Origin of the sequence: Actinomyces bovis, from assembly GCF_900444995.1 — a bacterium.
Taxonomy (GTDB): domain Bacteria; phylum Actinomycetota; class Actinomycetes; order Actinomycetales; family Actinomycetaceae; genus Actinomyces; species Actinomyces bovis.
In genome coordinates, this window is the sequence record NZ_UAPQ01000011.1 from 104,848 (window position 1) to 127,901 (window position 23,054).

The 23,054-nt window shown below is 66.4% G+C and carries 17 protein-coding genes; 9 read left to right on the forward strand and 8 right to left on the reverse strand.

Annotation, left to right across the window (positions count from 1 at the left end; all coding sequences use genetic code 11):
* Positions 1-167 precede the first annotated feature (167 nt).
* From DR039_RS10570 to DR039_RS10600, 7 genes are all read right to left on the reverse strand, one after another.
* The gene (locus DR039_RS10570; protein ID WP_111837326.1) at positions 168-2,903 is read right to left on the reverse strand and encodes a lysylphosphatidylglycerol synthase transmembrane domain-containing protein; all 2,736 of its coding nucleotides are present in this window, start codon (positions 2,901-2,903) and stop codon (positions 168-170) included.
* A gap of 132 nt (positions 2,904-3,035) precedes the next feature.
* Positions 3,036-5,678 carry a heavy metal translocating P-type ATPase gene (locus DR039_RS10575; RefSeq protein WP_111837327.1) on the reverse strand — a complete coding sequence of 881 codons (2,643 nt, stop codon included), beginning with the start codon at positions 5,676-5,678 and terminating at the stop codon, positions 3,036-3,038.
* A gap of 17 nt (positions 5,679-5,695) precedes the next feature.
* Positions 5,696-5,959: a heavy-metal-associated domain-containing protein gene (locus DR039_RS10580; protein WP_111837328.1), complete on the reverse strand. Its 264-nt coding sequence runs from the start codon at positions 5,957-5,959 to the stop codon at positions 5,696-5,698.
* Positions 5,960-6,185: 226 nt separating this feature from the next.
* Positions 6,186-7,022 (reverse strand): carbohydrate ABC transporter permease, encoded by an 837-nt coding sequence (locus tag DR039_RS10585; protein WP_170166930.1) that lies wholly within the window; start codon positions 7,020-7,022, stop codon positions 6,186-6,188.
* The gene (locus tag DR039_RS10590) at positions 7,019-7,855 is read right to left on the reverse strand and encodes a carbohydrate ABC transporter permease (RefSeq protein ID WP_197719039.1); all 837 of its coding nucleotides are present in this window, start codon (positions 7,853-7,855) and stop codon (positions 7,019-7,021) included. The genes DR039_RS10585 and DR039_RS10590 overlap by 4 nt, the downstream gene beginning before the upstream one ends.
* A 70-nt stretch (positions 7,856-7,925) precedes the next feature.
* Complete coding sequence (locus tag DR039_RS10595) at positions 7,926-9,284, reverse strand: ABC transporter substrate-binding protein (protein WP_111837330.1); 1,359 nt, start codon at positions 9,282-9,284, stop codon at positions 7,926-7,928.
* Positions 9,281-11,425, reverse strand: a complete 2,145-nt coding sequence (locus tag DR039_RS10600) for a glycoside hydrolase family 36 protein (protein WP_197719038.1) — start codon at positions 11,423-11,425, stop codon at positions 9,281-9,283. The genes DR039_RS10595 and DR039_RS10600 overlap by 4 nt, the downstream gene beginning before the upstream one ends.
* 189 nt (positions 11,426-11,614) lie before the next feature.
* On the opposite strand from DR039_RS10600, the gene DR039_RS10605 reads away from it, so the two are divergent.
* The 3 genes from DR039_RS10605 (at position 11,615) to DR039_RS10615 (ending at position 15,199) form a co-directional block, all read left to right on the forward strand.
* The gene (locus DR039_RS10605; RefSeq protein WP_111837331.1) at positions 11,615-13,249 is read left to right on the forward strand and encodes a glycoside hydrolase family 16 protein; all 1,635 of its coding nucleotides are present in this window, start codon (positions 11,615-11,617) and stop codon (positions 13,247-13,249) included.
* Positions 13,250-13,341: 92 nt separating this feature from the next.
* The gene (locus tag DR039_RS10610) at positions 13,342-14,337 is read left to right on the forward strand and encodes a substrate-binding domain-containing protein (RefSeq protein WP_111837332.1); all 996 of its coding nucleotides are present in this window, start codon (positions 13,342-13,344) and stop codon (positions 14,335-14,337) included.
* A 130-nt stretch (positions 14,338-14,467) separates the two neighbouring features.
* A complete protein-coding gene (locus DR039_RS10615) occupies positions 14,468-15,199 on the forward strand; it encodes a hypothetical protein (RefSeq protein WP_126622376.1) in 732 nt (243 codons plus the stop codon).
* A gap of 22 nt (positions 15,200-15,221) precedes the next feature.
* On the opposite strand, the gene purB is transcribed toward DR039_RS10615, so the two are convergent.
* A complete protein-coding gene (gene purB, locus DR039_RS10620) occupies positions 15,222-16,667 on the reverse strand; it encodes an adenylosuccinate lyase (protein ID WP_111837334.1) in 1,446 nt (481 codons plus the stop codon).
* A gap of 80 nt (positions 16,668-16,747) precedes the next feature.
* Here purB and DR039_RS10625 point away from each other — a divergent pair, with 80 nt between their 5' ends.
* From DR039_RS10625 to hisC, 6 genes are all read left to right on the forward strand, one after another.
* Positions 16,748-17,455, forward strand: coding sequence for a class I SAM-dependent methyltransferase (locus DR039_RS10625; RefSeq protein ID WP_111837335.1), 708 nt, complete (start codon positions 16,748-16,750; stop codon positions 17,453-17,455).
* 33 nt (positions 17,456-17,488) lie between these two features.
* A complete protein-coding gene (locus tag DR039_RS10630) occupies positions 17,489-18,334 on the forward strand; it encodes a hypothetical protein (RefSeq protein ID WP_126622375.1) in 846 nt (281 codons plus the stop codon).
* 235 nt (positions 18,335-18,569) lie between these two features.
* Positions 18,570-18,776 carry a hypothetical protein gene (locus DR039_RS10635; protein ID WP_111837337.1) on the forward strand — a complete coding sequence of 69 codons (207 nt, stop codon included), beginning with the start codon at positions 18,570-18,572 and terminating at the stop codon, positions 18,774-18,776.
* 13 nt (positions 18,777-18,789) lie between these two features.
* Complete coding sequence (locus DR039_RS10640) at positions 18,790-20,922, forward strand: hypothetical protein (RefSeq protein ID WP_111837338.1); 2,133 nt, start codon at positions 18,790-18,792, stop codon at positions 20,920-20,922.
* Positions 20,923-21,104: 182 nt separating this feature from the next.
* Positions 21,105-21,518, forward strand: a complete 414-nt coding sequence (locus tag DR039_RS10645) for a phage holin family protein (protein WP_111837339.1) — start codon at positions 21,105-21,107, stop codon at positions 21,516-21,518.
* A 382-nt stretch (positions 21,519-21,900) separates the two neighbouring features.
* The gene (gene hisC, locus DR039_RS10650) at positions 21,901-23,013 is read left to right on the forward strand and encodes a histidinol-phosphate transaminase (protein ID WP_111837340.1); all 1,113 of its coding nucleotides are present in this window, start codon (positions 21,901-21,903) and stop codon (positions 23,011-23,013) included.
* Positions 23,014-23,054 lie beyond the last annotated feature (41 nt).

Consider the following 23,054-nt stretch of genomic DNA (forward strand, 5'->3'; position numbering starts at 1 on the left):
AACACGGGAGGCTGGGTAGGCCGGGACGTGGGTTTGCCTACTGTCTTGCATTTACGCCGGTGTTACATCGGCTGATTGACTCCGCCAAAGGGATGAGCAAGCGGGTTAATTTCGCGCTCCACAGCCGCATTCATGCGGAAAGAAGCTGAAAACGCAGGCGGGGCGGGTTAAAGCTCGCCGGTCTTCTGCAGGCGCTGCAGACTCAACCAGCCCACGGGAATTGGCACCCAGAAGGTCACCAAGCGGTAGACAATCGCCGCGGAGAGGGCCACACCGCTGGGGATACCGGCAGTCACCAGGCCCGCCGTCAGCGCCAATTCGACCGGGCCGATACCACCCGGGGACGGCACCACAGAGCCCACCGTATTGGAAGCCAAATAGGTGATCGCCAGCACCGAGAAGGGCAGTGTGTAGCCAAAAGCCCACAAACTCGCGCCGAAAGCCAAGATGTAGCTCAGGGACAGCAGGACCGCACCGCCAATACCCAGGGCCAGACGGCGCGGGTTCGACATAACCCACACCAGACGCGGCCACACCTGCTTGTAAGTCGGCTCAATTTTGACCCACACCCAATTGCGCAAAGACGGCACCAACAACACCACAGAAGCAGCCAACACGAGTACCCCAGACCCGGCCAGAAGCCAGCCCGAGGGCAGGCTCAGGCCGGTGGAGCGGCCCGTCGTCGCCGCCAGAACCACCAACAGCACCACCGTGACCAGGAACTGAATCACCTGCACCAGCGCCACCGTGGCCACACCCACCGCCGTCGGCACGCCCTTGCGGTTCAAGAAGCGCAAATTGATGGCGGCGCCACCCACACCAGCGGGCGCCACCAAGGAGACCACCGAAGAAGCCAAATGCACCTCGGTGGAGCGCCACAAGGACAGGCGCACCGGACAGAAAGCCACCAGGGTCTGCCCAGCCCCCAGATAGGTGGCCAAGGAAAAGATCAGGGCGGCCGCCACCCACCAGAAATTCGCGTCGGCTACCGCCGCGCTGACCTCCGCGAAGTTCATGCGCGCCAGCAGGGTCCACAGCGCGGCCACACCCACCACTGCCATGGCCACAGTGCGCGCGGAGAAGCGCGTGATCTTGGCGGGCTCGGCATGCGCGGTGGGGGTCAGCGCCACCAGGGCGTCCCGCAGGTCCTGCAAGGTAGTGCGCTTGCCCAGCGCCTCCCGGGTGGAGCGGGGCAGGACCACCCGCTGCAGCATGGGGGCGATGGAGGCCACCTGGGCGGTGGTCAGGGCGCGGGAGGCGGAGGCGATAGCCCGCTCCACATCGGTCACACAGGCCACCAGGGCTAGGGCCTGGGCCAGGTCCAGGCGGCGGGAAAGCTCGGAGGAGATGATCTCCCCGGAATCCCAGTCCAGCAGCCAGACTCGGCCGGTTACATCCACCACCACATTGGCTGACTCGATCGAGCGGTGTGCCAGGCCCGCCTCGTGGGCGCGGCGCAGTTGGGTCCACAGGTCATCCAAGATGGCGTCACTGACGTGATCCAAGTCGGCGAAGGTGCGGGCACCCACAATGTGGTCAGTGACCAGTAGGACGGACTCGTCCACCTCGGCCATGCCCAGCAGGTTGGGGGTGCGAACATTGGCGCGGCGTGCCTCCAGGGTCATGAGGGCGGCGTGCTCGGCGGCGGTGCGTACGGATAGGTCTCGCTCGGGCGCTAGACCGCGCACCCGGAGCCGGTCCCAGGCGGTGGAGAGGAAGCCAGCGACCTGCCGGTCGGCGTCCAAGATGGTGACGTTGCGGCGGATGCCAGCGCGATCCCAGGCGGCGTAGAGGCGGTGGACGGAGGGGCGGCCCTCTGTGAGGGCTTTGGAGGAGGCGTCGGTGAGGATCGGCTCCAGGTCAATGTCCATGGGCGTGATGGACACGTCTTGCTCAGGCCCCGGCTTTGTGGCGGGCTGGGAACTGGGGGCCGGGGTGGGGCTGGTGGGGCTGGTTTTGCCGTCTAGTTCGGCGTCGCTGAGGGGGATGGCCAGCGGGTTCTCGCGGACGCGTTCGGTGTAGCCGGTGGTGGACTCGGTGGTGACTGACCAGGCGCGGGCGTTCGGGGCGTGGTCCATGCGGACGATGCGTTCGGCGTCGACCCCTGCGCGGCGCAGGGCACGCACCAGGGACAGGCCTTTAGCGCGCTGGTCTTCCATGCCGACGGCGTAGCGCAGCGCTAGGCCCACCAGGCGGCCAAGCAGCAGGGAAATGAAGGCACCTGGCAGATTCAGGGCATTGCGCACCAGGGCCATACCGGTGGCTACCCAGAAGGCCAGCCAGCCGGCGCGCACCACGGTGGAGGAGCGGCGTTCCCCGGCGGCGGTGAGGATGCCAGACAGGGCAGCCAGGGTGGCGGAAATGGAGAGTTCAGGGCTGCCTGAGGCGGTTACGGTCAGGCCGGCGCGCAGGGTTTCAGGGGCCCAGGTGCTGATGAGGGTGATAGCGAGTGCCGCGGCTATAAAGCCACCGACGGCGGCCAGGGCGGCGGATATGGCCCGGTGCCAGCGGCGTCGCAGCAGGCGGTCCCCAAAGACGACGACGGGCACCAGGAAGGACACCAAACCCTCAATGGCTTGCAGCGGGAAGACCAACACGCGGCGCAGGACTACCGCGAAGGCGTTGTGTACGTCTTCGGTGACGCCGGTGGTGGTCTCGTGCGCGTAAATCGCCAGGACTAGCAGGGAGGTGATGCCTAGGGCCGCGATCATCATGGAGACCAGGTCCTCGGTGCGGCGCTGGCGCCGAGGAGCGGAGTCCACCAGCAGGGCGGTGGCCAGCTCAGGTTGAGGCCGGGCCGGGGTAGGCGCCAAGGGGGCGACGCCAATTGCTGGGATGCCCACGGGTGAGGTTGCCGGGGTGCTTGCGGCCTCCTCGCTGCCGAGGTGGGGGGCGTCGGTCATGCGCTGAGTCTACGGGGGTGTAGCTTCCGGGCGCCGTTTCCGGGCTAGCGAATGCGAGTTAGCGGGCCCTCACTCACGCCGCTTTTCCTGTTTCGGACAACCTTCCGCCGTTCGTACAACCTTGGACCGCTTCTATGGTTGTCCAAACGTACGTTGGTTGTCCGAAAGGGGGGAGGGGGTCCCCGCCCGCCGCAGGCGCAGGGAATTGGTCACCACAATCACGCTGGAACAGGCCATTGCCGCGCCCGCAATCATGGGGTTCAGCAATCCAGCCATCGCCAACGGAATTGCGGCCACGTTGTACGCAAAAGCCCAGAACAGGTTTTGGCGAATCACCCGCAGCGTCGCTCGGCTCACCCGCACTGCGCTGACCACTGCCCCCAGGTCCGCCCGCATTAGGGTGATATCCGCCGCCTCGATTGCCACATCCGCGCCCGAGCCCATAGCAAAACCCAGTCCCTGCCTGCCCGCCTGCGCTAGCGCCGCCGCATCATTCACGCCATCGCCAACCATTCCGGTGCACCGGCCTGCAGCCTGCAAGGCAGCAACCACTTCCTGTTTTCCGCCCGGCAGCACCTGCGCACGCACGTCCTGCGCCGCAATCCCCACTGCCCGCGCCACAAACTGGGCGGCCCGCTGGTTATCCCCCGTCAACAGCATGGCTTGCAGTCCCAAGGCTTTCAGCTCGGCGATTGCCGCAGCCGAGCTGGGCCGCACCGTGTCCCGCACGGCCAACACCGCCGCGGGCGCACCAGCCACAGCCAGCACGACGGCGGTGGCCCCAGATTCCTCCGCCTTCGCCAGCACCGCCAGGGCCCGTGCATCCAGCACCGCGCCGCGCTCGGCCAGCCACTCCGCCCGCCCCACGGCGACGGCGTAACTCCGTCCCGCCACGGTCACCGTGCCGGTCACGCCACGACCGGCGTGGTTTTCAAAATCCCTAACCGGCGGCAGCTCACCCACCGCCGCGCGCGCCGCCGTCGCCACCGCAGCCGCCACCGGATGCTCACTAGCCGCCTCCACGGCACCAGCCAGGGCCAAAGCCAAGCTTGGGGCGGGGGTGCCTATGCCGTCGCAGCCAGGCCGGCAGGAGCCGTCCGCAGAACTAGAACTGCGAGAACTCTGCGCGGAGGCATCACCACCCCAACCCTCCAAAGCCAGAACATCGCGCGCCACATCCAGGCTCATTTGCCCCTGTGTGACCGTGCCCGTCTTATCCAAGACCAGCGTGTCCAAAGCCCGCGTGGATTCCAGCACCTCCGGGCCTTTGATAACCACGCCCAGCTGTGCCGCCCGTCCGGTGCCCACCAGGATCGCCGTCGGCGTCGCCAAGCCCAGGGCGCAGGGGCAAGCAATCACCAGCACCGCCACCGCCGCCGTAAAGGCCTGCTGCGGTGCGTGGCCCGTGACCAACCAGCCCAGCAATGTCACCAAGGACAGTCCAATGACCGCCGGCACAAAGACCCCAGACACCCGGTCCGCCAAGCGCTGCACCGGCGCCTTACCCGCTTGCGCCGCCGTCACCAGCGCCCCGATCCGGGCCAGCGTGGTGCCCTCACCCACCGCCGTCGCCCGCACCAACAGCGCGCCCGAGGTGTTCACCGTCGCGCCGGTCACCGCGTCGCCCGGCCCCACCTCCACCGGCACCGATTCACCAGTCAGCAGGGAGGCATCCACCGCCGAGCGTCCCTCAATAACGACGCCGTCGGTGGCCACCTTCTCTCCCGGCCGCACGGCAAACAGCTCGCCAGCCGCCAGCGCCTCCACCGGCACCCGCTCCTCTAGCCGGGTGACCTCCGCGCGGGGCAAGCCGTCATCGTCCAGCACTTCCACCGCATCTCGGGAGCCCGAGGGCGCCACCAACACCACCCGCGAGACCTCTTTGGCACCCAGCTCCAGCAAGGAACGCAGCGCATCACCCGAGCGGTACTTCGCGCGTGCCTCCGCATAGCGACCCGCCAGCAGGAAGGTAGTCACCCAGGCTGCCGACTCAAAGTACAGATGCGCCCTAACTGGCTGTGCGCGCGGCAGCAGCTCCATATGCATATGTGCGCCGATCTGCCCGGCACCACCCCACAGTAGCGCCCACACGCTCCACCCGAAAGCGGCCAGCACCCCTAGGGAAACCAGCGTGTCCATGGTGAAGGTCCCATGCCGCAGGGCTCGCGCCGCTGCCGCGTGGAAAGGCCAGGCCCCCCAGCTGGCCACCGGCAGGGTCATGAGCGCGACCGCCCACTGCCAGCCGGGGAACTGCAAGGCAGGCAGCATAGAAAGCGCCATCACTGGCACCGACAGCACCAGGCAGACAAGCAGACGACGTCGCAGCGCGGCGGCACGCTCCAGGTGTGCGGCGCCCAACGGTTTTGGTGCGGTCTGGGGGACGGCGGCGCCATGCACCTGCGCTTGGCTATCACCTGCACCGAGGGTACCGCGCGCCGCTCCCGCAGCCTCTGCTGCCATGCCTGAAGAACCAGCCGATGCCTCGGGCTGGACGGAAGAGCTGGAGGTGAGTGTGGCGGTGTAGCCGGCACGAGCGATCGTGCACAGCAGGTCCTCGTCGCTGACAGCAGCCGGGGCGGTCACCCGGGCGGATTCGGTGGCCAGGTTTACTGAGGCGTGGACGCCGTCGAGCTTGGAGAGCTTCTTCTCCACCCGCGCTACGCAGGATGCGCAAGTCATGCCACCCACCGCCAGGGTGACGAGGCGCAGATCGGCTGCGCTCGCGGACGTGGTCTTGGCGCTGCTGGGGCCTGGCGGGCTTGGCTGCTGGTTCATATCCCTCCTGTGCTGGCTCAGGGCAGGTCGCGCTCCACACCCTCCAGCTGATAGTCCCCGGCCTCGTCAATCGCCTCAGCCAGGGCGTCATCCTCCAGGAACTGGTCAGAAACCACCGTGACCACGGACTGGCCGCCCTTTTCCAGCACCACGGATACGTTCTTCACGCCCGCCAGCGCCTCCAACTCTTCCGTCACATGGGCCACGCAGTGGTGGCAAGTCATGCCGGAGACTTTCAGGGTGGTGGTGCGGTCGACGCCGTCGGCGGTGAACTCAGTCATTGCTGCTCCTTAGGTTGAGGTTGATGGTTCAGATGGCTGTGAAACTGTGCGGAGCCTAGCTGCGCGGCAGGTGGCCGGTGGCAGGCCGGCCAGCGGGTGATCACGGCAGTGGCCTCCCCCATCCTCTCATCGTCCCCGCCCGACGCGGACCGGGCAGCACGCGAAGGTACCCCCGGGGTAGGAGAGTTAAGAACCCCGGGGGTACCGAGCTAGAGGTGGGACCCGGCTACTTCACGGCGCCAGAAGTGATGCCAGAGATGATGGAACGCTGGAACACCGCGAATAAGATGATTAGCGGCGCACTCATCAGCAGCACATAGCTGAAAATCAGATGCCAGTTGTTCAGGTGTATGCCTGCGCTCGCCACCTTGAACAGGTTCAGTGGCAGCGTATCCATCCGCCCACCCACAACAAAGAACGCATAGAAGACGTCGTTCCACACGTACAGACTGATCAGAATCGTCGCAGTGGCCAGCACCGGGCGCAGCAGCGGCAAAATAATCGTCATAAACACCCGCAGTGGCCCGGCCCCGTCGATCCGCGCCGCCTCCTCCAGCGACTCCGGCACCGTGCGCACGAACCCAGTCACAAAGAAGATCACCGTGGACAGGTACATGCCGGTGTAGGCGCAGATCATGCCCACCGCACTGCCTGCCAAACCCAGCTGGCGCAGCAGCAACACCAGCGTCACCACTGCCGGCGGCAGGATGATCCCGGAGATCCCCAAGGCATAGACGACGGCGGCCAGACGGCTGGAACGGCGCGCCAGCACCCAAGAGGCCATTGAACCCAGTACCAGCACCGCCGCCACGGAGGGCGCCAGCAGCAGCAAGCTACCCAGGAAGGCCCAGCCAATCTCGCTTTCACTGCTCTGGACTACCTCCTGCAGGTTCTGCCCCAGTTGCCACTGTGAGGGCAGGGACAGGTCCGGAGACAGCGCCTCAGCCTGCGACTTGCCCGCCGTTACGAGCACCGTCCACAGCGGCACACCCACCAGCAGCACCGCCAGAAGCGTGGCCACCACCGGCTGCACCACCCGCTGCATGATCTTGGTGGCGCTCATGCCATGCTCCTTTCACGACGCCGCAGCATCCCGATCACCGGGAAGGCCAGCAGCACCACCGCCAGGAACAGCACCAGGCTCATAGTGGTGGCCTGGGCATACAGGCCCTGCCCGAAGGTGCGGAAAATAAACAGGTTCAGCAGTTCGGTGGAACTGCCCGGCCCGCCTGCCGTGGTGGCCTGAACAATGTCAAAGGAGTTCATGGAGCCAAGCAGGGCTGTGGCCACGTTAAAAGTGACCGCCGGGGCGATCAGTGGCAGCCGAATTCGCAGCAGCATCTGCCACCGGGAGACGCCGTCGATCCGCGCCGCCTCCAGCACCTGCGAGTCAATGGTCTTCAGCCCCGCTAAGTACACCAGCATGGACATACCCATCCACTTCCAAGAGTGGATCAGTATGACCACCAGCAGGGTCCAGGTGGTTGACCCCAGCCAGGCCGTGTGCACTGCCGAACCAGTCAGCCAAGACAAGAGCTGATTTACCCCACCCGCCGGTTTAAGCAGGGCCTGGAAGATATAGCCCGCCGCCAGCGCGGAAAGGATCACGGGGATGAAGAACACTACCCGCAGCACCTTGTTCAGCCAGGTGTCTCGTTCCAGCAGCAGTGCCAAGCCCAGGCCAAAGAGATTCTGGAACACGGCCACGCCCGCGGCGTAGATAAGGGTCACCATTAGGGCGTGTTTCAAGGCCCCCGAGTTGGCTAGGTCTCGGAAATTGTCTAAGCCCACCGGGTTGATCGCGCTTTTGAAGCTAGACCAGTCCGTGAAGGCGTAGATGAAGTTATAAACCGTGGGCGTCAGGAAGAACACCGCGAGCACGGCAAAGGCCGGCACCACAAAGCTCCATGGGTGTGCCGCGCCAGCCCGGCCAGCCCGCGGCCTTCGTCCTTTCAAGCTCATCGGCTCAGAACCCCTTAGCGCCAATCGCCTTGGCCAGCTGAGCGAACTGAGACTGCGTCTCCTCTCCCACCTGGGCGGCGGTCTTGGTGCCCGCGATCATGTCCCCCAGGTTCTTAGCCAGGTCTGGGTTAGCTATGGCCAGGGACTGCATGGAGCCGATGGCGCCGTCCAGCGCCTTGTAGGCCTCCTTGATCGCCGTCGGCACTGAGGCTGGGGTCTGCACGCCCTCGATGATGGACACCAGGTTCTGGTCCTTGACGAAGTCCGCATAGCCATCAGACAGCCAGAACACCAGGAACTGGCGGGCGGCCGCCTCACGCTTAGCGTCCCCGGTCTTGAAGGCGACGACGGCGTTGGTCTGCTCGGGGATGGAGGTGGCGGTGGCGGAGGTGGCGGAGACGGGGAAGAAGCCGATCTTCTGGTCCAGGGTGGTGGAGTCGGTTTGGGCAGCCATATTGGCCAGCAGGGAGTTGACCTGCAGGGCCATGGCGGCCTTGCCCTCCAGCACGGCCTTGGCCTGCTCGTCGAAGGTGGCGGTCTTGATGTCCTGGTTGTAGAGGCCCTCGTCGATCATCGCCTTGTATTGGTCGATGGCGCCCTGGATGTCCTTGCCGGTGAACTGGTCCTGGTTTTGGTTGACCTTGTCCCACAGGCCGGTTTTGGCGGCGTCGGCCAGGTAGGCCTGCACGGTCCACTGGGAGGCCCACCATTCGCCACCCATCTCATGCAGTGGGGTGATGCCCTTGGCCTTAAGGTCGCGGGCCAGGGTCAGCAGCTCGGTGAAGCTGGTGGGAATCTTGGCGCCATTGGCCGCGAAGACTTCCTTGTTGTACCAGACGCCCATTACGGAAGGGGCGGAGATGAAGGCCGCGTAGCGGTGGTCGTCCAGTTTGCCGCCCGCGTTCAGTACGGACTTGACGGTCTTGGCCTCCCAGGGGGCGCCGTCGAGCACCTGTAGGCGCTCCTTGGCGCCAATGGCGGTCAACTGTGAGGCCGTGGGCTGCCACATGGCCAGGTCGGGCAGGTCACCGGTGGCCACCTTGGTCTGCACACCCTGCTCGTAGGGGTCGGGGATGGTGACGATCTCAACCTTCGCGCCGGTGGCGGCCTCAAAAGCCTGGGCTACCTTGGCGGGAATCTTGTTGGAGGACTGGGCGGCCCAGACGGTCAGCTTGACGCCTTCTAGTTTATCTGTGGCTTTGGGCCATGAGGCCGGAGCGGACTGGTCCTTGGAGCCCTTGGCACCGGGGTCCGAGCAGGCGGCCAGGCCGAGTGCGGCGGAGGCGCCCAGCGCCAGAGCCAGGGAGCTGCGGCGGCTGAGCGGGGTGCGGGGCAGGCTGAGCAGTGAGGCGTGATGGTTCATGATCTCTCCTTTTCGTACGGCTTCGTTGCCGCAGTCCTGGTTTCCCGGACCAGGTAGGCCCGGGCGGTAGGGGTGTGGTTTTCAGGCGTGAGCCGGGGGCCTTCTGGTCCTAACTCAACGCGCAAACCCGCTTCAGGGACGAGGCGGGAGGGCGGGAAGACCTGGGTGAGCGTGGTGCCCGCCAGCGCTGGCAGGTCTAGGGAGGAGGGCGGCGCCTGCCCCGGGCGGTGCCATACCAGCAGCAGGCCGTCACGGCTGGTGGAGCTAGCGCGCCGCGCGGCCACCACCCATTCCTGCTCCCAAGCAGCCACGCCCGCAGGCCACCAAGGCTGTTCAGTTCCCAGTGCTGGGCGCAGTTCGCGCGCCAGGTCGGTGGCGGCGCGCACCAGGGCTAGCTGCTCCGGGCGCATGCGGTCCAGATGCCCCGCCAAGTAGAAGGAGCCCGCCAGGGAAGTGGTCAAGGTGAAGACAATCTCCTCAGGACTCATCTCCGGCTGCGGATAAGCCCAGTTTCCTGCCTGCTCTGGCAGCACCGTCAGGGGGGTGTTGGCAGCGATTGGCGGGTAGCGCAGCGGGTCTTGCAGGTCCGAGGTGGACTGCAGGCGGGCGTGTGCCAGCAGTGCGTAGTCCGTGGTCATGCCCCCCGAGGCGCAGTTCTCCACCACCAGGCCCCGGTGGCGGCGCGGCAATTCAGCCAGCCATTGCGCCCAGGCCCGCGCGTGCTCCAGCAGGCTGTCCCCCGGGGAGTTGGTGTCAGTGCCCAGACCGATGGAGTAGTTGTCATCCACCTTCAGGTAGCTGATGCCATAACCCATCATCCGGTCTACGACGGCGTCGAGGTGGGCGCGGGCGGCCGGATCGCGCAGGTCCAGGCGGTAGCGGTCCTGTTCTACTAGCCGCACCCCGGCGCGTTGCATGAAGGCGCTCGCGGGCAGGGAACGGGCCACTGGGCTTTTGACGCCCACCGCCAGCGGTTCGATCCACAGCCCTGCACCCAGGCCGTGGGTGCGAATCAGCTGCAAGGTGGCTTCCAGGCCGTCAGGGAAGCGGCGCCTGGAGGGCTCCCACTCGCCCACCGCGTCCCACCAAGCTTCGGCGTCGGAATGCCAGCCGTCGTCGATGCAGTAGACCTCTGCCCCGGCCTGGGCGGCGGCGGGGATGAGGGTGGCCAGGCGCTCCTGGGTGGGATTGGCCATCAGGGTGTTCATGTAGTCGTTGAAGACGATGGGGGCCGGTTCGGTGCTGGGGGCGGTGTGCGCGCGCAGGGCGCGGCGGTAGTTGGTCAGTTCAACTGCTGCGCCCTGCCAGCCGTCTTGCGAGTAGACCAGTGTGGCCGTGGGGGTGGTGAACTCTTGGCCGGGGTTCAGGGTGTGCTGCCAGGCGTGGTGCAGGTCTGTGGGGCCAAAGATGCTCAGGCCCAGGTGCTCAGTGCGGCGGGAGAGCTCTACGGTCCAGGCGCCGTTGTGCTCCACCTGCCAGCCAACGCACTGGCCGGTGGCGGGGTCAGTGATGAAGCCGACTGGTTCCCAGTTGCCAGAGGACCAGCCGCTTTCTGCGCTTAGCCGCAGGCAGTCGCGGGCGGATTGGCCGTGGACCGCGGTGCCGATATCCACCAATTCTTCCCCTAGGCATTGGTGGCGCCAGCGTTGCTCAGCCATCCAGGCGGAGCGGGCGGTCAGCAGGTCGAGGGAGCCGAGGTCACAGCCTGGCAGAACGGCCACTGACAAGCTGCTCAGGGCCGTGAGGTGGATGGGGGCGACGCCGTCGTTGCGCACGGTGGTGCTTAGGCGCCAGGCTGCAGGGGTCGGCTGCGCAATGCTGGTGGTGGCCACCAGGCCGGTAGTGGCGTCGCTTTGAATGATCTCCCAAATGGGCCAAGGGGCGGGGGCGGGCTGGGCAATGGGGGCCTGGGTGCTGGCGGCCTGGGCCGCTATAACCCGGGTGTTCGTGGGGCGCAGGGCCTCTCCGGCGGCGCTGCGGCTTAGGCGATGGTCTACGAAGGCGCGCCCAGACTCCAGGCTTAGGCACTCGACCAGCGGCACGCGCGTGCTGGGGCCGCCCAGGCTGAGTTTGGCGGGCTCGTCTGGGGGGAAGTGGAGGCGCAGGGCACCCAGACTGGGCTGGGGCTGGGACGCTTCCATAGGTTCCTCCAGGGGCGACGGGCGGCTTTGGTCGTCAGCTGTGATGCCAAACACGGTAAGGAAGTGGAGGCGGCAACGTCCAGCACCTGTGAAACGCGCGTTTCAGGGAACCGTCTCCAGGTCTTTTGTGAGCTCTAGCAAGGCCCTAATGTGGTAGCACCCTCGTTGGCATGCAAAGGAGCATGAACCATGACACTCAGCAGACGCCACCTGCTCATGTCCGCCGCCATGATCACCGGACTTCCCTTCCTAGGCGAGGCCCTCACTCCAGAAGCCTTCGCCGCTGGTAAGCCCATGAACCTTGAGGGCTGGACCCGCGTGGACTCCCTCAGTGACGACTTCACCAGCTTCGATGCCACGCGCTGGCGCAAAGGCCTGTGGTACCCAGAGTCCTGGCACCGGGGCTACTTCTGGGATGACAACGTCACCGTCTCCGACGGCGTCCTGCACCTGGCCGCCAAGGTCCAAAGCGTCTCTCCCGGCATCCCCCTGACCTTCGGAGCCGTTGAGTCCCGCTTCGACACTCCCGGAGTGTGCAGCTACGTGGAGGTCAAAGCCCGCTGCTTGGACTCCGCCGCCTCCATCCTTTCCGCCATCTGGCTGCAGTCCTCCACCCTCACCGGCCAGGACCGCCTTAAGAGCGAACCCAACCCGGAGATCGACGTCCACGAGAACGTTTCCGACCGCGCCCTGGACTGGGCCCACCACCACTGGCCCTGGAATGGCAGCCGCCACTGGGATGACAAAGCCCCCGGCAATGGCGGCCACTACCCCCTAGACCATGACCTCACCAAGGACTACCACCTCTACGGCGTCGAGCGGCGCGACGGGCATGTGCGCCTCTACTACGACCGCGTCCAGTACGCCGACATCGACACCTCCCAGCTGCCGGAACGCTTCAGCGCCCTGGCACGCATGTCCCGCCACGTCGTTCTGAGCCTGGAAGGTCACAGCCGCAGCCGCTACAACCCGGCTGCCCTGCCCGCCTCCTTCGACATCGAGTACGTACACACCTACACCTACGCCCCCGCCAGCGCTGAACTCAACGGCAAAGTCTGGATCACCGCCCCCGATGGCCGCCGTCTCGCCGCCCGCGACGGCGCCCTGATGCTCCTAAGCCCCCAGGAGAACCAGGAGGCGCAGGGCACCAGCTGGCAACTCAGCCGCCAAGACGACCTCACCTACGTGCTCACCGCTGAAGACGGCGCCGTCCTGAGCCAAGCGGACTACCTCGGTTACCACGATCGTGATCTGGCGGTGGTGCTGCGTGCCGACACCAGCACCGGCCCCGACGACGCAGGCAGTCTCTCGCGCTGGCACCTGCTCAAAGACGGTGACCAGGTCAAGATCGTCTCCCGCCTCTCCGGCCTGCCACTGGTACCGGCGGGCGACGGCGTCGTCGTCAACGGGCAGCGCAACGCCAGCTGGACCCTGGTGCCCGTGACAGCCCCGGAACCAGAACCAACCCCCGATCCCACACCCGCGCCGGGCACCACGCTTCCCGCTTATGTCACCGCCTGCCAGGGCAAGCCAGGAGCCACCATCCTCAAGGGCGACTGGGACGGCAACGGCACCGTCACCTACGCCGTGCGCCTGGGCAGCCGCGTGGTCTTCTACAACCGCAACACCCAGGACGCGCCCGTTTACGCCTCCGTCAGCCTGGGCCGCAGCAGCGACCAAATTCAGGTGGGCGACTGGTTCGGCACAGGGAAAGACACCCTGGCCCTGGTGCGCGGCAAGCGGATCATGCTGCAAAAGCAGCTCACCTCCGCCACCACCGTGGCCGGCACTGCGGCAGACCTGAGCAAAGCCCGCCCGCAGTAAGCCCACCGGGTTTCTCCCGCTGCCCAGGGCTGGGTGCTGCGGCGCACAGATTGGGGCTGTATCGGGCTAGGGTGACGGCGTGAAGGACATACATGACTGAGGTCAGGAGGCCCTGGCGACCCCCGTCCCTTGACGCCGTCGCCGCCCGGGCCGGGGTCTCCAAAGCGACCGCCTCCCGCGCGCTCTCCCCGCCCCGCCAGGGCCGCACACCGCAGGCCGCCGCGGCCGTGGCCGCTGCCGCAGAGCAGCTCGGCTACCACCGCGGCGGACCCGAGCGGCCCCGTCTGCTGGTGCTGGCCACCGACATCACCCGCACCGGCTACTGGCTGACCCTGTCCGGGGCCATGACCGCTTGCCAGGAACTGGGGGTGGACCTGTCAGTCCAGGTGCTCACCGGGGCTGCCTCCAGGTGGCGCGACTGCGTGCTCGGGCCGCAACAGTCACGTATCGACGGCGTCGTCGTGCTGGAGTTTGACTACCCCAGTGCGCAGGTGCTCTCCCGTCTGCCTGAGGACCTGCCGGTGGCCGTGGCCGGTGGCTACCCCAGCGCGGCCACTGCGCACTTGCCGCGTGCCTGGATTGATGACCGGGCCGGTGCGGTGTTGGCGGTGGAGCATTTGCTGGGCCTGGGGCATAAGCGGATTGCCTATCTGGGGGTGCCTTCCGCCGGGCACCCCGACCCGCGTCTGGCAGGTTGGCGGGAGGTCATGGCGGGCGCTGGTTTAGAGACGCCGTCGCCTTTGGCCACCGGTTGGGGGCCAGAAACCGGCCTGCGGGCGGCTCTGGCTGCCGCCCGCTCCGGAGTGACGGCGGTGCTCTGCGGCAACGATGACTTGGCGATTGGGCTGGTCACCGGGCTGCGTTCGGCTGGGCTGGAGGTGCCCGGGGACGTGTCGGTGGTGGGCATGGATGACCATCCGCATGCGGTGGCTACCTCCCCGGCGCTGACGACGGTCCGCCTGGACTTTGCACGGGTAGGGGAGGTGGCGGCGCGTCTGGCCCTGGGAGTGGAGCCTTCGCCAGGGCCGCGCGGCGTAGAAGTGCCGGTGGAGTTGGTTCTCCGCGCCTCCACGGCTGCCCCAAGGTAATAAGGGGGCGTGGGTTTTAGGGGCCAGCCTCGCTCCAGGGCTGGGCAGTGTGGCTGGCGACGGCGGGGTTTCCGGCAGCTGGGGCGCGGTACCCAGGCCCCTGCGCTACCTGACGTGTCATGCTGGTGCCATGGCAAGCACGGCTCCCAGCACACCTGCGGTACCCACATTAGAGGGCATGCAAGACTCCTGGGCGCCCGTCGGGTGGTCGCCATCTGTGGAGTATCAAGACGACGCCCCCTTCGGCTCGGTGCTGGGCGATCCGCTAACGGGTTCGCTGATCTACGACGTCTCCGTGTTGGACGCGGTGCCCGGCTGGCAACCTGAAGATGGCGGTATCGCCGTCGATCCGGCCGCCAGTGAGCAGGAGCGCGCCGACCAAGCCCAGCTAGCAGCGCTTAAGGAGGAGTTGCGGCGTCGCGTTGCGGCCCGACAGCGGGCTGAGCGCAGTTCTGCACCCACTGCTTCTCGCACTACCGCTTCCCGCACCACCGCTGCGGCGTCGGCCCACCGCACTTCCCAAGCAACCGCCGCCCGCACCACGGTGCCGCACATGGCCGCTGGCTATGGGAACGCTACCGTGCCGGGCACTGCCCCTGGGTTTGGGGGCGCGGCTGGCTATGGGAACACCGCTGCGCATGGGGGTGCCATGGCGCCGCGAACAAGTCCCGGTTACGGAAGCATGCCCGGGTATGGCGGCCTGCCAGGTCAGGCGCGGCGCTCACCGCGCCCCAGCAAGAGCACAGGGAAGGCACCATCCCAGTCACCGCAGGGCTTTGCGGAACAGGTCAAGCCCTTCATTGGTTGGATCGTCCTGTTGCTTATTTTCCTCCTGGCCAAGGCGCTGGGCGCTGGGAATTAGGGCTGTCAGGGAAGCCCGACTGCTACAGCTGATCTAGGTGTGCCACCAGTTTGGGAGCCAGGCCCGTGTAGCTGGCTGGGCTCAGCTCCAACAGGCGCGCCTCGACGTCGGCTGGCAGCCCTAGGCCCCTGATGAACTCACGCATGCCCTCAGCCGTGACTTTCCGGCCGCGTGTCAGCTCCTTGAGGCGCTCATAGGGGTCAGCCATGCCGGTGGCGCCCGCCACCGCAGCCGCGCGCATGGCCTGCTGCACCGGTTCCCCCAGCACCTCCCAGTTGGCGTCCAGATCCTCCAGGAGGCGAGCACGATCGACGTCGAGCCCAGCAAAGCCCCGGCGGAGGTTGTCAAGCGCTAGCAGGGAGTGTCCAAAGGCCACCCCAATATTGCGTTGAGTGGTGGAATCCGTCAGGTCGCGCTGCAGGCGGGAGGTCACCAGCGTGGCCGCCAAGGTGTCCAGCAAGGTGCAGGAGAGCTCCAAATTGGCCTCCGCGTTTTCAAAACGGATCGGATTCACCTTGTGCGGCATGGTGGAGGAGCCCGTGGAGCCTTGCGCGGAGAGGCGCTGGTGGAAGTACCCCAGGGAGATATAAGTCCACACATCGGTGGCCAGGTTGTGGGCGATCCGGTTGAAGCGAGCCAGATCCGAGTACAGCTCCGCCTGCCAATCGTGGGACTCAATCTGGGTGGTCAGCGGGTTCCAAGTCAGGCCCAGGCCCTCCACGAAGCTGCGGGAAACCTGCTCCCAGTCCGCCGTCGGCACGGAAACCAGATGTGCCCCGTAGGTGCCGGTGGCACCGTTGAGCTTGCCCAGGTACTCAGCGGCCTCCACACGGCGCAGCTGACGGCGCAGGCGCCAGGCCAAAACCGCCAGTTCCTTGCCTAAAGTGACAGGGGTGGCAGTCTGCCCGTGGGTGCGCGCCAGCATAGGGATGTCCGCGTGAGCTTGCGCCATGGTGTGCAGGTCCTCCACCAGGCCTTGGGCGGCGGGCAGCCACACCTGCTCCACGGCCTCGCGCACCGTCAGGGCATAGGAAAGGTTGTTGATGTCCTCACTCGTGCAGAAAATATGGACGATCTCGTGGACCATGGGCAGGACCGTGGCCTTGCCGTCCACACCGGTAATGCCCGCCGTCGGGGCGGCGTCTAGGCGGCGTTTGAGCAGGTACTCCACGGCCTTGACGTCGTGGCGGGTGGAGGCCTCAATCTCTGCTAGCTCAGCGATTTCCGCCGGGCCGAAAGCCTCCACCAGGCCGCGCAGGTAAGCCTTCTCTGCGGCGGATAGGCGGGGGGCGCCGGGCAGGACGCCGCCGTCGGTCAGATGGATCAGCCATTCGACCTCCACCCGCAGGCGGGCGCGGTTAAGTGCGGCCTCTGAGAGGTGATTGGTGAGGGGGGCGGCGACGGCGCGGTAACGGCCATCCAAGGGGCCAAGGGCGATGGCAGGCGTGAGCGTGGAGAGGTCGACCATGCCGTCAATTCTGCCAGGGGGTGCGTTTCGAGCAGGTGGCGGGTTGGAGCTCTCCTAGCGGGGCCAGGCATGATGCCCCCATGAGTCACAGCCACCCCACTGACTGGGAAGCCCGCTACACCTCCGTGGACCGCCTCTGGTCCGGTCAGCCCAATGAATGGCTGACCGCTGCCGCCAGCAGTTGGCAGCCTGGCAGCAGCTTGGACGTCGGCTGTGGGGAGGGCGACGACGTCCTGTGGCTTGCCGCCCAAGGTTGGCAGGCCACCGGCATTGACCTAGCTCCCACTGCCATCGCGCGAATGCTGGAGGGAGCCCGCGAGCAGGGCTTGGCCGCGATGGTGACGGGTCGAGCGTGGGATGTGCTGGCCCAGGGTCTGCCTGAAGGCAGTTGGGATCTGGTCACCAGCTTCTTCATGCATGGCAGCCATGAGCCCGGTGGCCTGGACCTGGTTGAGCTGCTGGCCCAGATGGCGGCGCGGGTGGCACCGGGCGGGCGCCTTATGACCGTTGTGCACGCCGTCAATCCGCCCTGGCGTCCCGCCCACCTGCGCACCTACCGGGCCACCGAGCTGCTAACTGAGTTGGCTGCTGCGCTTGGGGGCGCTGGTGAAGGCCTCGGCGCGGGCGGCAGCGTCGGGGAAGGTTTTAGCGACGACAAGGGAGCTGGCAGCCTGCCTGGCTGGCAGGTGGAGCAGTGCACCGAGCATTGGGCACAAGCCACCGGCCCCGACGGCACCACGGCCCGCAAAGCCGACGCCGTGCTGGTGCTGCGCCGCGAGAGTGTCTGAAAACCCAGGCCACAACCCAGGCACAATGTGCCCATGAGTGAGTCCCCGGAGTCCCAGTCAGAAGTTCAAGCGCAGCAAGCCGCTCAGGCGCAGCGGGCAGCTCAGGCGCAGCCCCAGCAAGCGGTTGAGGGGCAGCCAGCTGCTCCGGCATATCGAGTGATTCAGCTTCAGCCAGCGGTTCAGCCTCAGGCGAGCCGGCGGGTTCCGGCGCAAACCCCTGCATCTCGCCGAGTGAGCGCTGGGCGTCCGGCAACCCGTCGCCCAAGCTCTAATCCGCCTGGTCGCGACCCGAATATCCCCAAATGGATTTACGACCTAGTCCCTGTGGCCAACCACGCTCGCTCGATTCTGCTGCGGCAACTCCCCCTGCTGGCAGCCGGGGCAATCGGAGCCCTCGCCTTCGGCTGGCTGGCACCGCGCTACCTAGACCACACCAGCGTGCAAGCTCTTGGTGCGCTGCTGTTGTTGGGCTGCGCCGTCGCCGTCCTGAATACCGCCCAGCGCAGCACTCCCGCTGAGCCTTTGCCTAAGGGTGGCCGCACCGGGGTGCATCTGCTCCTGCTGGACATTGTGCTCACTGGGCTAGGCCTAATGCTGCTGGGCGGTCTGGCGCTCGCGGGCGCCCGGCAGCTGGTGCTGCTGGCGAGCATGGCGGTGCTGGGCGGCGCCGTCGGCAGCCTTTTCCTGTTGCTTCTAGATCTGCCCGCCAGAAGCGCAGCTAAGGCGACGGCGATTGTGCTGCTGCTGAGCTACCTCTTGGCCATTTGGTTCTTTGGGCCGCTGTCTTGGTGGACGGCTGGAGTGGTGGCGGTGGCCGTGGATGTGGCCGCGTTGCTGGCCGCCAGCCTGGGGCGCCGGGAGCCTGCGCGGCCTCGCTAAAGTCAGCGTGCTGCCAGAAAGTCAGCGCATCGCCAGTTGGGGTACCCCCAGCTTCATAGCTGCCCAAGCCAGGCTGCTCGCCTTGCTGGCCGTCAGCCGCCTGGCGCCAGCTGATTGCTGCTAGCTCCCAGGCACCAGACGCGCCGCGCTCCACAAGTCCCGGCGACGGCGTCGCCGCGCTCTGACCTCCTGCCCAAGCCACAGAGGCATTAGGCGCCAAACCTAGCTTTGAGGCATGACACAGTACGAAGCCGGGCTGATGGTTGAGGACATCAGCGTCGCCAAATTCCTCCTGCCCACAACCCTCCCCGAGACCTGGACCGGGTCAGCGGCCACGGCCTGCGCCAATGCACTGACCCAAGCCTCCAAGCTCCTAGACCAGGTCACCCTCTCCGGCGGGCAAGCCTCTAACTCCTGCCTGGCGCTCGACCAGGTCATCTAATGAGGAGCCGACAATGAGCACCACCGCACAGCTCGGCACCGAGGCCCGCCCGCCAACTCCCACCTCGCCTAGCCAGCCCTGGGCGATGGGCACGGGTCCAGGTTCGAATAACTGGTCCAGTCGCAGTGCTGACCCGCAGCCGGCTCAGGCTGATCCAAGCTCCAAGGATTCGGATAATGGCCTCCTCCCGAGCCCAGCTGCGCACCATTGGACTTGGACCTGGCCTGGCGGTGGCGCAGGCGTGGTCGTCACCGGCGGCAGCACCGCCGCCAACACTGATGACCTGCGCCAGTTGGCCAACGCCATCTCCTGTGCCTCCAGCCGCCTAAGCAGCGCGGGCAAGCATGCCAAAACGGCGCTTGGTCAGGTGCAGGACGTCGAGATCCCCAACCCACAGCCCATACCAAGCAACCCCTTCGCCAACTATCCCGCTTGCCCCGTCACCTTTGCCAACAGTTCCAGCACCGCAGCCAAGACTGGTCCGGACCCAGAGCAGGTTAGGCGGTTGCGGAACAATGCAGAAGCAGATCTGAAACTGGCTCGCGACGGGGATCGGCACACTGCCGGTATCACCTCTGTATCCAGCTATCTCAACGGTTTGGTCAGCGACATCCTGGTATGCGCCAGCATGTACGACGCCGCTGACGGCAAAGCCAACCCGGCCAATGGCAGTAACTTGAACGGGCCAGCCAGTCCAGTCTCTGGTGGCTACCTGGGCTTGACGGGAGTCGGTCCAGTTGGCTGGGGCCTCCTAGGACTGGGATTAATGCCGTCGGTTCTGGGACCGGTCATTTTGGGCATCGTCGGCCCACCGATCCAGGCACACCTCGGCTTAGCCCTGGACGCCTTGCAGGCTCTAGACCTGCTCATCTCTGACGAAGGCACTGAAGACTGGGTCAGGAACGATCTGGTGCGTCTCGTCGGCCTGGGAGTCGTTGCGGCGCGAGCCAAGACCGGACGGGAGGCCGCCACGGTCCAAGCGGAGATGCAGCACGCCGCCGAACGCCTGGATCCTTGGGTTAAGCAGCACCTGCCGGACAAAGTGCAGGTTGGTACCCAGCTGGTGGATCCGTCCACGCTCACGCCGGTGCAGCGCTGCACCGCCTACCTGGCCCTGCTGGCCGCCAAATCCGGGCAGGAACGCTACGGCACAAACCATGGTGTGGACGTCAGCCAGCGGCCGACTGGCCCCAAGGACGAGACCAAAACCAAAGCGCCCACGCGGACGGTGCATGTACCACCCTCAACCAAGGACCCCTTCGGTTTAGGCACACCTGTTGACCCCAAGCTGAACCCCGCCCTGGAGGGCTACCAACCGCTGGAGAAGACACCAACCGGCACCATCTCAGACACAATCGATCGCTCCAACACGCTGCAAACCGAAGAGCGCCGCGACGCCGAAACGGCAGCCATTTCCATCACCCGCATTGAGCACGCGGATGGCACCAAGAGCTACCGGGTCATCATCCCTGGCACCACGGACTGGGGTTCAGGCAGCCCAGCCCCACAGGACCTGCTGACCAATCTGCAAGGAGCTTCCGGAATGCCCACAGACATGGAGTCCGGCGTCGTCACCGCTATGCGGATGGCGGGAATCCAACCGGAAGATGAAGTGTCCCTATACGGTCACTCACAAGGTGGGATCACCGCCGTCAATATTGCCGCTGACCCGGAGGTAGCTAAGCATTTCAAGGTCACAGAAGTGCTAACTGCTGGCTCGCCCACCGCTCACGTACAGCTGCCGGAGGAAGTCCACGCTCTGCACCTGGAGAATGCCGGTGATGCCGTGCCCGCTCTCGACGGTGCGCCCAGCCCCACAGGCCCCAACCGCGCCGTCGTCCAGCTGGATACGCATGAGCAAAAGACCGCGTATCCACACGGAGCCGAGGTCTACCAGGACACCGCCATGAGTTTGGAGCAAGCGGGAGAGCCTGCCGTGGACGCTTGGAGCGAGCATCATCAGCGTCTAATGGGTGTGGGTGCGCAGGTCGCTGGGACGGGTGGGGCGGCAGTTGCCACCACCGAGATCATTTACGACATCCGACGGCGTGTTGGTGACGACTCCCCAGCGGGCAGCCCGACGCCGTCGCCCCAACCAGGTCCCGCGCCCCGGCCTCCTAGCGGAAGTGGCTCGGCCAAGGGCTAGTCCACTGAGGCGGGCTGCTTTGCGGGGACGGGCTGCCGGGCTGAGCTGGCAGGCTGGCTTGGTGGGGCTGGCTGCTTCCACGATGTGGCCACCAAGACTGCAAATACCGCTGTTGGCTGATAACCGGTGTGTGGCGCGTTGCCAGACCGGCCTCGCGCAGCAGCCTGTGGAATTATCGAGGCATGGAGCTGATTATCCGAAGCATTGGAAACGCAGCTGGTCTGTGGCTCACAACCATGGTGCTCAACGGGGTGGATGTGCCCGGCTCGCCAAGCCTGGGCGCCAAACTTGCCAACCTGTTTGTGGTGGGCCTGGTGCTGGCCTTGGTCAACTCCCTGGTCAAGCCGCTGATTCGCACCCTAGCTTTCCCCCTGTACCTGCTGACCTTTGGGCTGTTTGCCCTGGTGGTCAATGGGCTCATGCTCCGGCTCACCGGCTGGCTCACCGACCATTTGGTGGATATTGGCCTAGAGGCGGGCGTACCGATCGGCCTGCACGTGGAGACCATGTTGGCGGCGATCGTTGGCTCCATCATCATCTCCTTGGTCTCCGCTTTGGTGGTCGGCTTGATCGGCCGCAAGCGCGACGCAAACTAAAGTCAGCGCGTACCAAACTGAAGTGGGGCGCCCTGCGTTGCAAGCCGCGCGGGCGCGCTGCTCGCGCTGGCAACTTTGCCTGCGCCATTTGATCGGCTCGTACAGCAAACTCAGCGTGGGCGCGCCTGATCCAGCTGATACCCCTGCGCCGCTCCATTCGACCTGCTTTCGCCAGCATCTCCGCCTGTACCGCCGGTTCTGCGTTGGTGCGCCTGATCCCGGCGGAGATACCTGCTTGGCTGGTGCCGCGATTGTCAGCTGGGTGTTGCTCGCACTGCTAACTTCGCTTGGGCGCTTGAACCTCGCCGCCTAGATCGCCTGCCCGCACCACTCGCCCAGCTCGTCTTGCTCGCAACGCCTGCCCGGGTGCCAGGATGAGGCTATGAACGCCACCCCAGCGGCCCCCGGCACCGAACCCAGCATCGGTGTGCACCTGCGCCAAGCGGTCACCACCCTGCCCGCCTACGTGCCCGGAGCACGACCCAGCGGCGACGGCGTCGCCAAACTCTCCTCCAACGAAATGCCCTTCCCCGTGCAGAACAGCGTGCTGGCAGCCCTCACCCAAGCTGCCGCCGACGCCAGCCGTTACCCGGAAATGACCGCCGCGACCCTGGCCGCCCGAATCGCCACACGCCACGGCCTAGACCCCCAGCAAGTGGTGGTCGGCAACGGCTCTGTGGCCCTGATCCAACACCTGCTAGACACCGTCTGCGACGAAGGCGACGAGGTGGTCCTCCCCTGGCGTTCCTTCGAGGCCTACCCGATTTGCGTGGCCGTGGCCGGGGCGCACGCCATCAAAGTGCCACTCACCGCGCAAGCCCGCCACGACGTGCCCGCCATGCTCGCTGCCATCACCCCGAACACCCGCGTAATCATGGCCTGCTCACCCAATAACCCCACCGGCCCGGCCCTCACCGGCGCCGAACTGCGGGCACTGCTGGAAGGAGTGCCGGGCGACGTCGTCGTGCTGTTGGACGAGGCCTACCTGGACTTCGTCACCGACCCGCAGGTGGAGGACGGGCTGACCCATCTGGCCGCCTACCCCAACCTGGTGATCGCCCGGACTTTCTCCAAGGCCCATGCCCTGGCCGGGATGCGGGTGGGTTACCTGATATGCGCACCCACTCTGGCGTCGGCGATCCGTTCCGTGGCCACGCCCTTCGGGGTGAACTTGCCCGCGCAGGCGGCCGCAATCGCAGCCTTCGAGCCGGAGTCCCTGGCCGAGACTGGCCGCCGGGTGGACGTCGTCGTATCCGAGCGGGAGCGAGTAGTGGCGGCGGCGCGGGAGGCTGGCTGGGAGGTGCCCGACGCACAAGGCAACTTCTTCTGGCTGCCGGTGGGGGAACAGGCGACGGTGCTGGCAAAGCAGTTTGTTGCCGCCGGCATTCTGGCGCGGCCTTTTGCGGGTGAAGGTCTGCGCATCAGCATTGGCGCCGCTGCCGAGAACGACCGGGTTCTGGCTCTGCTCCGCAAGCTCGGGTCAGCTGGTCAGTGAGAGTGGACCAGCTGGCTCATTGAAACCGCTCAGCTTGTTGC

Coding starts and splice junctions, on each gene's coding strand:
- DR039_RS10570 (WP_111837326.1), bottom strand. CDS start 2,903: ATGACCGACGCCCCCCACCTCGGCAGCGAGGAGGCCGCAAGCACCCCG.
- DR039_RS10575 (WP_111837327.1), bottom strand. CDS start 5,678: ATGAACCAGCAGCCAAGCCCGCCAGGCCCCAGCAGCGCCAAGACCACG.
- DR039_RS10580 (WP_111837328.1), bottom strand. CDS start 5,959: ATGACTGAGTTCACCGCCGACGGCGTCGACCGCACCACCACCCTGAAA.
- DR039_RS10585 (WP_170166930.1), bottom strand. CDS start 7,022: ATGAGCGCCACCAAGATCATGCAGCGGGTGGTGCAGCCGGTGGTGGCC.
- DR039_RS10595 (WP_111837330.1), bottom strand. CDS start 9,284: ATGAACCATCACGCCTCACTGCTCAGCCTGCCCCGCACCCCGCTCAGC.
- DR039_RS10600 (WP_197719038.1), bottom strand. CDS start 11,425: ATGGAAGCGTCCCAGCCCCAGCCCAGTCTGGGTGCCCTGCGCCTCCAC.
- DR039_RS10605 (WP_111837331.1), top strand. CDS start 11,615: ATGACACTCAGCAGACGCCACCTGCTCATGTCCGCCGCCATGATCACC.
- DR039_RS10610 (WP_111837332.1), top strand. CDS start 13,342: ATGACTGAGGTCAGGAGGCCCTGGCGACCCCCGTCCCTTGACGCCGTC.
- DR039_RS10615 (WP_126622376.1), top strand. CDS start 14,468: ATGGCAAGCACGGCTCCCAGCACACCTGCGGTACCCACATTAGAGGGC.
- purB (WP_111837334.1), bottom strand. CDS start 16,667: ATGGTCGACCTCTCCACGCTCACGCCTGCCATCGCCCTTGGCCCCTTG.
- DR039_RS10625 (WP_111837335.1), top strand. CDS start 16,748: ATGAGTCACAGCCACCCCACTGACTGGGAAGCCCGCTACACCTCCGTG.
- DR039_RS10630 (WP_126622375.1), top strand. CDS start 17,489: ATGAGTGAGTCCCCGGAGTCCCAGTCAGAAGTTCAAGCGCAGCAAGCC.
- DR039_RS10635 (WP_111837337.1), top strand. CDS start 18,570: ATGACACAGTACGAAGCCGGGCTGATGGTTGAGGACATCAGCGTCGCC.
- DR039_RS10640 (WP_111837338.1), top strand. CDS start 18,790: ATGAGCACCACCGCACAGCTCGGCACCGAGGCCCGCCCGCCAACTCCC.
- DR039_RS10645 (WP_111837339.1), top strand. CDS start 21,105: ATGGAGCTGATTATCCGAAGCATTGGAAACGCAGCTGGTCTGTGGCTC.
- hisC (WP_111837340.1), top strand. CDS start 21,901: ATGAACGCCACCCCAGCGGCCCCCGGCACCGAACCCAGCATCGGTGTG.